Source organism: Halomonas sp. ATBC28 (genome assembly GCF_005937175.1).
Classification (GTDB): domain Bacteria; phylum Pseudomonadota; class Gammaproteobacteria; order Pseudomonadales; family Halomonadaceae; genus Vreelandella; species Vreelandella titanicae.
In genome coordinates this window covers 58336-70483 of record NZ_VCQL01000018.1, presented here as the reverse complement: position 1 = coordinate 70483, position 12148 = coordinate 58336, and the positions used below count along the sequence as shown (strand labels likewise).

Below are 12148 nucleotides of genomic sequence, written 5' to 3'. Positions count from 1 at the left end.
ACTGTAGCGCCAGCAGACTGCCGATGCATAAAAGCTATTAGATCGGTCACTAAAAGCAAATTGTGCCTATGAGGGATCTGCTTTAAAACAGTACCAAGTGAGTGAAGCGCCCTTCCCCTGCACAGCAGGCAGAGCGATAGCACTATCGTAAGGGCGCTCACCGTCAGTTGACTTGGTAGCCGCTCTTTTCAACATACCCAAGACGAACGCAACCAAGACAAAAGCTGTTAAGACACAATGAAGTTAGAAGGAGAGAGCTATGAGTGGTAAATGTCCTGTAATGCATGGTGGTAATACCTCCACGGGCACGTCTAACAAAGACTGGTGGCCGGAAGGAATTAACCTGGATATCTTGCACCAGCATGACCGCAAAACGAACCCGATGGATGCTGATTTTGACTATCGGGAAGAGGTCAGAAAGCTCGATTTTGACGCGCTGAAGCAAGACGTTCACACGCTGATGACAGACAGCCAATCCTGGTGGCCTGCCGATTGGGGCCACTACGGCGGTCTAATGATCCGTATGGCGTGGCACTCTGCGGGTACTTATCGCCTGGCAGACGGCCGCGGTGGCGGCGGTACCGGTAGCCAGCGTTTTGCACCACTCAACTCCTGGCCGGATAACGTTAGTCTTGATAAAGCGCGCCGTCTGCTGTGGCCGATCAAGAAAAAGTATGGCAACAAGATCAGTTGGGCCGACCTGATGATTCTAGCCGGTACTGTTGCCTACGAATCAATGGGACTGCCTGCCTACGGCTTCTCGTTTGGTCGCGAGGATATCTGGCACCCGGAAAAAGATATCTACTGGGGCGATGAGAAAGAGTGGCTGGCACCTTCCGACGAGCGCTACGCGGACGTTGAAAAGCCGGAAACCATGGAAAATCCGCTAGCTGCGGTTCAGATGGGTCTTATTTACGTTAACCCTGAAGGTGTTAATGGTGTGCCCGACCCGCTGAAGACCGGCCAGCAGATACGCGAAACCTTCGCTCGTATGGCGATGAACGACGAAGAGACCGCAGCCCTGACTGCCGGTGGCCACACCGTGGGTAAGTGCCACGGTAACGGCGACGCGGCAGCACTGAGTGCTGAGCCCGAAGCATCGGACGTTGAAAATCAGGGGTTGGGCTGGGGCAACCCAACCATGGGTGGCAAAGCGAGTAATGCCGTAACGTCTGGCATTGAAGGCGCCTGGACAACCAACCCAACGCAGTTCGATATGGGCTACTTCGATCTGTTGTTCGGCTACGAGTGGGAGCTGCGTAAGAGCCCAGCAGGCGCTCACCAGTGGGAACCGGTGAACATTAAGGAAGAGGACAAGCCGGTTGATGCCAGCGACCCCTCTATTCGCCACAATCCGATCATGACCGATGCGGATATGGCCATGAAAATGGATCCGACCTACCGCGCCATTTGTGAAAAATTCATGGCGGATCCGGAGTACTTCAAGCAAACGTTCGCTAAAGCATGGTTCAAACTGACCCACCGTGACCTAGGCCCGAAATCGCGCTACATCGGCCCGGAAGTGCCCGCTGAAGACCTGATCTGGCAGGATCCTATTCCGGCTGGTAGCACCGACTACAGCGAAGAAGTGGTTAAGCAGAAAATCGCCGAAGCCGGCCTGAGCATCAGTGACATGGTCAGCACCGCCTGGGACAGTGCTCGCACTTACCGCGGCTCTGACATGCGTGGCGGCGCCAACGGTGCCCGCATTCGTTTAGCGCCTCAGAAAGACTGGGAAGGCAACGAGCCTGCGCGTCTCGCCAGCGTATTAGCAGTTTACGAGAAGATTTCTGCCGACACCGGCGCAAGCCTTGCCGACGTGATCGTTCTGGCCGGTAGTTTCGCCATTGAGAAAGCCGCCAAAGCCGCAGGCTACGACGTTCGCGTACCTTTCCTGAAAGGGCGTGGCGATGCTTCTGCCGAGATGACCGACGGCGAATCGTTTGAGCCGCTAGAGCCGCTGGCTGACGGTTTCCGTAATTGGCAGAAGAAAGACTATGTAGTGAAGCCGGAAGAGCTGTTGCTGGATCGCGCTCAACTGATGGGACTGACAGGGCCGGAAATGGTCGTGCTACTTGGCGGTATGCGTGTACTCGGCACCAACTATGGTGGCACCAAGCATGGCGTGTTCACCGACCGTGAAGGCCAACTGACCAACGACTTCTTCGTCAACCTGACCGACATGGGCAACACTTGGAAGCCGGTGGGCAAAAATGCCTATGAGATCCGCGATCGTCAAACCGACGCTGTTAAGTGGACCGCTTCCCGTGTTGACCTGGTGTTCGGATCTAACTCGCTGCTGCGCTCTTACGCGGAAGTCTACGCCCAGGATGATAACGACGAGAAGTTTGTCAAAGACTTCGTCGCCGCCTGGACGAAAGTGATGAACGCGGATCGCTTTGACGTCGCTTAAATATATCGAAATTTATTGAAAGCAAGCGAACCCCGCATCCTCGGATGCGGGTTTTTTTTGCGAATAATAGTGGTGTTTTGAATTAACAATAGCCCTTTTATGCCGGGTTTAAGCTAACTCAGAATTTCTGATGCAACAAAAAGGAAAAGGCGTTTTTACAAACAAAGTAGCCAGCGACACACTCTTCTCAAACCACCACTGAGAAGGAACGTAGCATGATCCGTACTGGCGAAGAGTATAGAGAAGGGCTCCGGGATGGCCGTGAAATCTGGATGGAAGGCGAGCGTGTCAAGGATGTGACGAAGCATTCTGCTTTCAAGCCTATCATTGATGTGAAATCCCGGATGTACGATATGGCGCATGAACCAGAGCATAAAGACGCCTTTACTTATCGAGCAGCGAAAGAGACAAATTCGATCTTCTATCGCCCTCCCCGCGAAAAACAGGACTGGTACGACAAACTCGATGCCACTGATCGTTTTCTAAAGGATATCGGTGGGGTGGCAACCCGCGTCGGTGATGAGACGATCGGCGAGATGTGGTCATTGCTGGATGGCCGAGACATGCTGGCCGAAATCGACCCACGCTTTGCCGATAACATTGATCGCCATATTAAGCGGGTTTTTACTCAGGATATCTTCCATGTGTCGGCAAACACTGATCCTAAAGGAGACCGTTCACTCCCGCCGCAAAAGCAAGACCCCGATATGATGGTGCGGGTTGTTAAAGAGACAGATGCGGGAATAATCATTCGTGGTGCAAAATTCGAGACAGCCGCAGCCTACGCTGATCAAGCCTTCCTAAAGCCCACCGTCGGCGCTTGGAGTACGCAAGAACTTTCGGACTATGCGCTTGGCTGTATCGTTAAAATGGGCGCACCTGGCGTCAAACATATTTGTCGAGCCGGTTTTGCAGGCCGTTCTGACCCTTTGGACTACCCGTTAGCTAACCGCTTTGACGAGGTAGAAGCGTTGGTTGTTTTCGACAACGTGCTGATTCCCTGGGAAGACGTTTTCTTCTATCGGCATACCAAATCCGCCCAGTTTGTCCGTAACACACTACACCGTTACTCGGCCTTTCCGTATGTGCTTCGCCTCAGGTATGTCGCCGATATGATGATCGGTACGGCGATGTGGAATGCCATGCAAACGGGGTTGGATAAATTACAACCGGTGCGGGAAAAACTGGCCGATCTGGTTTGTTACCGCGAAAGTATCAATGCTCACCTGACAGCCTCTATTGCTACCGCAGAGAAGAGCCCTGCGGGCCTGTTGATGCCTAATCAGTCGCTACTTTATGCCGGTCGCGTTCTGGCCTGTTCACAGCTGCCTAAGATGATGCACATTGCTCGTGAGCTCTGCGGCGGACAACTGTGTGTTACCCCCAATGCCGCAAGCTTTCATACCGAAGGCTCCAAGGAGTGGTTGGATAAGTTCTACTCACTGAATGATCGCTGGAACTCGGAAGACCGCCGCAAACTGATGGCGTTTGCCCGTGATTTGCTGACATCCGATTACGCCGGGCACCGGCTTACCTTTGTGCAATTTGCCCAGGCTCCCCACTTTAGCCATCTCGCGGCGGTCTACAACAGTTTCGATTTCTCGGGGCCGCTAGATTTTGTACGTAAAGCGGCAAGCCTTTCCGATAATGTACTTGGAGGCGATTAACCTCATGATGACATCTGAGCTATTTCGTGAAGCGATGAGTTTGACCGCCTCTGGCGTGTCGATCATTACCACCGATGGGCCTCTAGGGCGTGCCGGTTTAACAGTGTCTTCCTTATGCTCGCTCTCTATGACGCCGCCTTCTGTAGTGCTATGTGTGCATCAGGATAATCGGGCGTTGCCAACCTTTATGGAACATGGTGTTTTTGCCGTTAATGTATTAGCCAATGATCAAGCCCAGATTGCCAATATCTTTGCCGGTGCTGTAGCTGAATACCGCGAAAACCGTTTTGCGGTGGGAGAGTGGACAACATTAAACAGCGCTGCGCCGGTATTACAAGGGGCCACCTGTAGTTTTGATTGCGAACTCGTCGACTTTAAAGATTTTGGCTCTCACCGAATACTTATTGGCGAAGTTATTGCTTTAGAAAATAATACTAAATCACCATTAGTTTACAGTGAGCGCGCTTTTCACCGTACAGCTGCATTAGCCGCTGTATAACTCTCTTGGCAACGCTTTAAGCATTGCAATAATCGTTACTATAACTGGGGTGTACAATGAAAAAATCATTATTTATCACTGCCATTGTTATTGGTGTTAGTTCTGGAAATGCCATAGCTCAAGATGTGTTAGTGGTTGATACGTGGGGTGGGAGTTTTCGCGATTTAATTGATGAAGCGATTGCCCAAGAATTCACCGAAGAAACGGGTGTTGAGGTGGTTTACACCACCGGTGGCACAATTGATCGTCTTAATAAAGCCAAGTTGGCCAGTGAGCCTGAGAGCGACGTTACTTTCACTACCTCTCATGTGGGATGGCTTTACGCGACAGACGGCTTGTTTGAAGAGCTGGATATGACGCGGTTACCCAACGCGGAACATTTGGTCGATCAGGCCAGAGTCAGTCCCTATCACATTGGTGCCTGGGGCTATGGTTACACCATTGCCTACCGACCTGACTTAACTCCTGAGGGGGTAAGTTTTGATAGCTGGGAGGATCTCTGGAGTCCTGAACTTGAAGACTCTGTTGCATTGCCCGATTTTGACCCCAGCCACATTATTGCTGTTTCAGCGCTGCTCTCAGGGACTGATGCTGAGAACTGGCAAGAGGGTATTGAGCGGCTTGAGAGTTTAAAGCCTAATCTGCGCGCTTTTTATACCAATGATGCCAATAGTCAGCAGTTAATTTCGACGGGTGAAACGCCCGTACAATTGATGCTTTCAATGAACGCGCAAAACATGATTAACGAAGGCGTTAATATCGAGCTGGCAACACCTAGCGAGGGTGTCGTATTGGGTGTCGACACCATGGCGATTACTCGTGGCTCGAGTAATCAGGATCTTGCCTATCAATTCATTAACATCGCGTTGTCTCCTGATGTACAGGCCCGCATTGCCGAGATCAAACATGGCAGTCCCACGGTCAATAATGCAGAGCTATCGGCGGAGCTGGCCGATTCAGCAGCCATTCTGGCGACACCTGAAGAGTGGAATCAGACCATTAACGTTGACCCTCAATTACGTGCCGAGAAAATGGGTGAATGGCGTCAGTGGTTTACTGAAAACATCATGAACTGATTTGTAGCTCAATAGCGAAGTACTCGATGGGTGCTTCGCTATTTTTTGGGGACGGCAAGGTTATGCAACGAAAACCACGCTTTGTTTATTGGTTTCTTCTTCCTTCTACGCTGACAGCCTTTGGTTTGATCTGCGCCATGCTGGCTATTCTGCAATATAGCGTGCGCAGCTACATACCTGGTTCGCTTGAAGTGGGCGATTTTACACTGGCAAATTTCCAGGCATTACTGAGGCCACTGTACGCCAGTGCATTTCTGGAAACCGTCGTGCTCAGCCTGTATACCGCGATATTTACGTTACTGATTGGCTATCCTTTGGCTTATGCGATGATCCGGGCACGGCGTACATGGTGTCGCTCCTTGATTCTGATTGTTGCGATTACCCCGCTGTTTTTGGGGGAGGTGGTGCGCACCTACTCATGGATTATCGTGCTGGGTAGCAGCGGATTTCTGAACAGTGTGCTGATGGGGCTTGGCATTATTGAACGCCCTCTACGTTTTATGTTTACCCAATTAGGCGTTGTTATTGCGCTGGTGCATGTCACTTTGCCCATCATGGTGCTGATGTTGGCAGCTGGGCTATCCCATATTGACCGTGCCTATGAACGGGCAGCAATAAGCCTTGGAGCGGGGCCGGTGCGAGCGTTTATGACGGTGACCCTACCTTTATCCATGCCGGGTATTATTGCGGGCACCATGACCTCCTTTGCATGGACATTTAGTGCCTTTGCAACGCCGCAACTGATCGGCGGCGGGCGTGTTAATACCATCTCAACGATGGTTTATCAGTTAGGTTTCTCATCGCTTAATTTGCCTTTCGCTGCCAGTTTGAGTGTGGCGGGTCTGGTACTCACCATGCTGGTGCTATGGCTTACCAAGCGCCTGACGAACTCACTGGAAAGAATAGGAGGGCACTGACATGCAGCGTTCACGTGCCGATTTATGGCTGCTGCGCGCCGGTCAGGGGCTTATCGCGCTAATCCTGCTATTCATATTGCTGCCAGCATTGGTGGTCGCTATTGCCTCCTTCAATGCCTCTTCAGTTCTCGCCTTTCCTCCCCAGGGGTACTCCCTTCGCTGGTTTAAGAACGCTTTTGAGTATCGCGATTTTCAAATTGGCCTGTGGAATGGCCTGATTGTTACCGCTTGGGCATCGTCGCTGGCTACCCTGGTGGGTACTACGCTGGCGGTTGTCATTCATCGATATGAATTCAAGGGCAAGCGTTTGTTGGAAGGGCTACTGTTATCGCCGCTTTTTATTCCGCACTTTATGGTTGGTCTTGGGTTGCTGATGCTGGTGTCTCAGCTTAGCCTCTCAAGAGGTTATGCGGTCGTAGTGTTTTGCCACCTCCTATTAGTTCTGCCGTTTGTGCTTCGCAGTGTGTATGTGTCTATCCACAATCTGGATCCTCGAACCGAACTTGTGGCGGCTAGCCTGGGAGCAACACCCTTGCGGGTTGTGACGACGATTACATTTCCGCAACTGTTGCCTGGGCTCGCCGGTGGCTGGCTGTTTGCTGCGATTCTGTCGTTTAATGAGTTCACTGCTTCACTATTTGTAACGACCCAAAGCACCCAGACACTGCCGGTCGCTATGTACAACTACGTACGCGAATACGCTGACCCCACGCTAGCGGCGGTGTCGGTGGTGTACATCTTGGCAACAGCCACGGTGATGATTTTGGCCAATCGTTATCTAGGGCTCGGCAAGGTACTCAGTGTCGAGAGTCGGTGATCGTATACCGCCAGCACCTGGAGTGCTGGCGGTGAGTCGAAAGGGCGAAGTGCGCCGAAGTAAGTGATCGCTGAGAAAAGGAGTTTAATAACCGCGGTTTAGGTCAACGCAGTGAAGAGGCGGCTGTTTATCACGTACACGGTGGATGTTCGCCGCGACCTGTTTAACTGCGGAGCTAGGCAGTGCAACTGACGCGAGATGGGGAGTAATGAGCACATTTTCCATTGCCCAGAAAGGGTGGCTATCCGGCAGCGGTTCATGTTCAAACACGTCCAACGTTGCGGCGCCTATCTGGCCGGAAGATAGGTGTGCAATCAATGCGGGTTCGTCGACGATATCTCCCCGAGAAACATTAATCAGGCTTGCGCCATGGGGCAGCATGGCCAAGTGTTGATCATCCATTAGACCACGTGTATCGGGGGTGGACGGTAACATGATGACCAGTATGTCGGTGCGCGAAAGAAAGCTCTCGAGCGATGCCATGCCGTGATGACCCTCAACACTCTCGATCTCTTTGGCGGTTCTGGACCAGCCTGCGACTGAAAAACCTTGCCGGGCCAGCTCCTGTGCCGTTTTTCCGCCTAACTCACCCAATCCCATAACGCCGACACGGATCTCTTCCGCTGCGCGGGGATGGCGATATTGCCAGCGTGCCTGTTTTTGCATCTGCTCGAAGAAGGGGATATCTCGGGCATACCGGAGTACCGCAAGCAATACATAGCCGGCCATCATCCGCGCCATGTTGGGATCCGAGAGGCGAGTGACCGGTATGTCTGATAGGTCGGGCCTATCAACAAGCGCATCGACGCCAGCACCAAGGTTGATCACGAGTTCAAGATTTGGCCAGTGCTGGAAAAAGTTTTCGGGTGGCTTCCAAACGAGTGCATAGTGTACCTTCTCAGGCGCTGTTACTGCATTGGCATGCTGCACATCGAGGGAGGGGATTTCACGCTGTAGTAGTCGTTTCCACTGATCAAAGTCGTCAAATTCACTATAGAAAACAAGTGTACCCGTCATAGTGTCAGCCTTTCTGTTGAGTGAGCAACTGGGCCGTGGCGTCTAATGCAAGCCGATAGCCGTTGACGCCGAGCCCGGCGATCACACCAGTGGCCGCCTGCGAAAGCATTGAGTGATGACGAAAGGGTTCGCGCTTCCAGATATTACTCATGTGGGCTTCGATAATCGGCCCTTCGAAAGCCAGCAAGGCATCGAGTATCGGTATTGAGCGGTAACTGAGTCCAGCCGCATTAATGATGAGCGCATCATGATGCAAGCGGGCTTCCTGTATCCAGTCGACCAGTACGCCCTCATGATTGCTCTGTCGGAAATCCAGCGTTATGGACAACGTTCCGGCATGGCGCTGACAGCTCTGTTGTATGCCCTCGAAGCTTTCACGGCCATATGTGCCGTCTCGATCCAGGCCGTAGAGGTTGGCGTTGGGGCCATTAAGAAACATAACGTGGGGAGACAAAGATGCTGACATGGAATTCCCTCTTAGTGGCTGCTCATTCATATGGGCGTGTAGCGATCATTGCGGGTTGGGTATCGAAGTCTTTAAACCAGCGTGCTGCCTCCGGGCAGTGGCTGCGCCAATCCATATCGGGAAAGCGGAAATCCAGGTAGCCCAAGGCACAGCCGAGGGTAATGGAACCAATATCACTAGGAGTGCTCGCAAGCGCAGGGACCTGCTGATCGATACTTGCCAAAGCCGCCTGCACTTTACCAAGTTGAGCCTGATACCAAGCATCAGACTGAAGCTCTTTAGGGCGCACTAAGCGTTCATATCTGGCTAGCAGCGCAGCGTCTAGCAGCCCGTCGCCAAGTGCTTGGCGTGCCAGGGCTTCCCAGCGCGCAGCACCCACCGGGAATAGGCCGCCCTGGGCATAATCGTCGAGATACTCACAGATAACGCGGCTGTCGAATAATAACTGCCCATCTCTCGTTTGGGCTGCAGGTATCTTGCCGATAGGGTTGAAAGTCGCGATACGACTGTCGCGATTGATAGGATGCGCGGCGCTAGCCAGCAGCTCAACCTGGGATGCCAGACCAAGCTGTGTCGCCACCGCCATGACTTTGCGTACGTAAGGCGAGGTTGTTGCGTGGTAAAGACGTAAGATAGGGGCAGCAGCGGTCGTCATGATGCTCTCACTCTTCCAGTGTGCTGGTGGTCAGTACTACTTTGCCGATATTGCTGTTCTGCTCTAATACGTGGTGGGCTTCCACCGCTCTCTCCAGGGGGAGCGTCTTGTAAATAACAGACGTGACGCGTCGGCTGGCGAGTAGGGGCAACAGATGGTGGGCGACTCGCTGCGCCAAGCGTGTTTTTTCATGGTGGCTCTTGGGGCGAAGCGTTGAAGAGGTCAGTGTCAGGCCCTTACGCATAACGGTCGGCAATGGCAGCGATACTTCAGCGCCCGCAAAAAAAGAGAGGCTGACATGTCGTCCTTCGGGAGCCATCACTTCCAGATTTCGGCCAATGTAGTCTCCACCCACGGTATCCAGCACCACATTGATAGCGTTTTCGCCCCAAGTTGCATTAATGACGCTGACGTACTCCTGTTCGCGATAATTAATCGCCAGATCAACGCCTATATTGCTCAGCGCAGCCACCTTTTCGGCGCTGCCCGCAGTAGCGGCAACCCTTGCTCCGGTGGCTTTCGCCAGTGCAATTGCCAGAGTGCCCAAGCCACTTGCACCGCCGTGGATAAGCAGGCTGTCCCCTGGGGAAAGGCGTCCGCGTTCATATAGGTTATGCCATAGGGTGAAGAGTGCTTCGGGCAGTGCGGCGGCTTCGATTAGCGAAACCTGTTCAGGAACGGGCAGGCAGTGATCGGCGATAGCAATGCAGTGACTGGCATAGCCGCCACCATTGAGCAACGCCATCACACGATCGCCTACTTTCCAGTTGGTTTCACCTGGGCCGACGGCTTCCACCAAGCCGGATACTTCGAGCCCGAAGATGTCGGTAGTGCCTGGAGGTGTGGGCATGCCGTTGCGCTGCATCAGGTCTGGCCGATTAACGCCGGCAGCGGCTACCTTGATCAGTATTTCGCCCACTCCCGGGGTGGGGATCTCCCGAGTGACGCTTTGCAGAACCTCCGGGGAACCATATTGTTCAGCGATAATGGCGGTCATGTGTTGCATCAAGCTTGCACTCCTTCCACTAGTACGGCCGCTCCCGCCTTGGCCACCTCAATATCCTGCTGGCCGGTGCCGGATCCGACACCAATGCCGCCAACACAAACATTGCCAATCATTAACGGGTGGCCGCCTTCAAGGTTGGTGAGTCGTCCCCCTGCGGCGATAGCGAGTTTGAGTTCAAGGTTAGGGTCAAGCTGAGCGGTTGGCTGCCGGTGAGAGGCCGCTGATATCGCTTTGGAAATCGCCGTTTCACGAGATAGAAGCTTTGCCCCATCCATGCGGATAAATGCGAGCAAGTTACCTCCTTCATCCACAATCGCAATGTTCTGCGCAACGCCTAGCTGTTCTGATTTTTCAATCGCTGCATGTAACACCGCGAGTACGGCATGATGTGTCAAACGTGGTGTATGGCGTATCCAGTCGCTCATTGAGTGCTCTCCTTTGAGATTGAGGCGCGTGTAAATGCAGTGGTATCTCTGCACACAAAGCTGATTCCCACGCCACTACCCGTTGGCCAGCGTTCCAGGGCATCTAACCCTGGGCTGCGAATAGTGACCGGATGATCAATGCCACAATCCGGCACGTGAATGGATACATCGACGTGATCGCCCTGGAATACATGCCCAATCACTGTGCCCGCGAGATCGGCTTCTGCGTTGAGGGGAACAAGGCGAACATTCTCAGGACGCGCATATAAATCGACCACATCGCCAACTTGACCATGAATGTTGGCAATGGGAAGAAGCAATTTAGTGCTGCCGAACTCAACCACACCCATAGTGTCGTCATGGCCGGTATAGCACGCTGGGAAAATATTGGCGTCGCCCACAAAAGAGGCAACGAATGGATCAATAGGATGCCGATAGATTTCGTGTGGCGAGGCTACCTGTCGAACGTGGCCTGCTGACATCACAACAACTCGGTCAGACATCGCTAGTGCTTCATCTTGATCATGGGTCACGAAAACCGTCGTCACCCCTAGTTTGCGCTGGATCTCTTTGATCTCCTGCTGCATGTTGAGCCTCAGGTTTTTATCCAGTGCCGAGAAGGGTTCGTCCAGAAGTAGAACCTTCGGCCGTATAACCAAGGCGCGGGCGAGTGCCACGCGCTGCTGCTGTCCCCCTGACAACTCTTTTGGTCGTCGCTCCTCGAAACCTTCCAGCTTCACCATCTTTAAGGCCTGATCGACACGTTGCTTAATCTCCGCCTTGGGAGTGCGACGCATACGCAAGCCATAGCCCACGTTCTCGCTGACGTTCATGTGAGGGAACAGTGCATAACTTTGAAACACGATACCTATCTCCCGCTGATAGGGTGGTGTCTCGGTAACCAATTCACCATCAATAAAAATCTCACCATTATCGGCTTCAATGAAACCTGCCATTAGATTTAACAAGGTGGTTTTACCACAGCCAGAGGGGCCTAATAATGTTAAGAACTCTCCTTGGAATATCTTCAAAGATACACGGTGCAATGCCGTGGCATCGCCAAACTGCTTCAGTACACCATCTAGTTGCACAGCAATACGGGTTTCCGTTATTGGTACTGATGTTTGCGTCTCAGCAGGTTTAAAACTAACTAACTCACTCATATGAATTACCCCAGGGGATAGGTACCG

Annotated in this window: 12 protein-coding genes; 6 read left to right on the top strand and 6 right to left on the bottom strand. The window is 52.7% G+C overall.

What is annotated here, in order from left to right:
* Positions 1 to 259: 259 nt before the first annotated feature.
* The 6 genes from katG to E0L35_RS19285 all read left to right on the top strand — a co-directional run bounded on the left by katG (position 260) and on the right by E0L35_RS19285 (position 7389).
* Positions 260 to 2413 (top strand): catalase/peroxidase HPI, encoded by a 2154-nt coding sequence (katG, locus tag E0L35_RS19310; RefSeq protein WP_138801172.1) that lies wholly within the window; start codon positions 260 to 262, stop codon positions 2411 to 2413.
* A gap of 215 nt (positions 2414 to 2628) precedes the next feature.
* Positions 2629 to 4080 (top strand): 4-hydroxyphenylacetate 3-hydroxylase family protein, encoded by a 1452-nt coding sequence (locus tag E0L35_RS19305; protein ID WP_138801171.1) that lies wholly within the window; start codon positions 2629 to 2631, stop codon positions 4078 to 4080.
* Between the two features lie 4 nt (positions 4081 to 4084).
* On the top strand, positions 4085 to 4579 hold the full coding sequence (locus E0L35_RS19300; RefSeq protein ID WP_138801170.1) for a flavin reductase family protein: 495 nt from the start codon (positions 4085 to 4087) through the stop codon (positions 4577 to 4579).
* Positions 4580 to 4635: 56 nt separating this feature from the next.
* Positions 4636 to 5655 carry an ABC transporter substrate-binding protein gene (locus E0L35_RS19295; RefSeq protein WP_138801169.1) on the top strand — a complete coding sequence of 340 codons (1020 nt, stop codon included), beginning with the start codon at positions 4636 to 4638 and terminating at the stop codon, positions 5653 to 5655.
* 62 nt (positions 5656 to 5717) lie between these two features.
* Positions 5718 to 6572 carry an ABC transporter permease gene (locus E0L35_RS19290; RefSeq protein WP_138801168.1) on the top strand — a complete coding sequence of 285 codons (855 nt, stop codon included), beginning with the start codon at positions 5718 to 5720 and terminating at the stop codon, positions 6570 to 6572.
* Between the two features lies 1 nt (position 6573).
* On the top strand, positions 6574 to 7389 hold the full coding sequence (locus E0L35_RS19285; RefSeq protein WP_138801167.1) for an ABC transporter permease: 816 nt from the start codon (positions 6574 to 6576) through the stop codon (positions 7387 to 7389).
* An 84-nt stretch (positions 7390 to 7473) separates the two neighbouring features.
* Here E0L35_RS19285 and E0L35_RS19280 read toward each other — a convergent pair whose 3' ends face one another.
* The 6 genes from E0L35_RS19280 to E0L35_RS19255 are packed head-to-tail and all read right to left on the bottom strand — an operon-like array spanning position 7474 to position 12121.
* A complete protein-coding gene (locus E0L35_RS19280) occupies positions 7474 to 8406 on the bottom strand; it encodes a glyoxylate/hydroxypyruvate reductase A (RefSeq protein WP_138801166.1) in 933 nt (310 codons plus the stop codon).
* A gap of 4 nt (positions 8407 to 8410) precedes the next feature.
* Positions 8411 to 8872 (bottom strand): type II 3-dehydroquinate dehydratase, encoded by a 462-nt coding sequence (locus tag E0L35_RS19275; RefSeq protein WP_212751701.1) that lies wholly within the window; start codon positions 8870 to 8872, stop codon positions 8411 to 8413.
* Between the two features lie 22 nt (positions 8873 to 8894).
* On the bottom strand, positions 8895 to 9527 hold the full coding sequence (locus E0L35_RS19270; RefSeq protein WP_138801165.1) for a glutathione S-transferase family protein: 633 nt from the start codon (positions 9525 to 9527) through the stop codon (positions 8895 to 8897).
* 7 nt (positions 9528 to 9534) lie between these two features.
* Positions 9535 to 10533 (bottom strand): NAD(P)H-quinone oxidoreductase, encoded by a 999-nt coding sequence (locus E0L35_RS19265; protein WP_212751700.1) that lies wholly within the window; start codon positions 10531 to 10533, stop codon positions 9535 to 9537.
* Positions 10533 to 10958, bottom strand: a complete 426-nt coding sequence (locus E0L35_RS19260; RefSeq protein WP_138801164.1) for a heme-binding protein — start codon at positions 10956 to 10958, stop codon at positions 10533 to 10535. The genes E0L35_RS19265 and E0L35_RS19260 overlap by 1 nt, the downstream gene beginning before the upstream one ends.
* Positions 10955 to 12121, bottom strand: coding sequence for an ABC transporter ATP-binding protein (locus E0L35_RS19255; protein WP_138801163.1), 1167 nt, complete (start codon positions 12119 to 12121; stop codon positions 10955 to 10957). The genes E0L35_RS19260 and E0L35_RS19255 overlap by 4 nt, the downstream gene beginning before the upstream one ends.
* Positions 12122 to 12148: the final 27 nt, after the last annotated feature.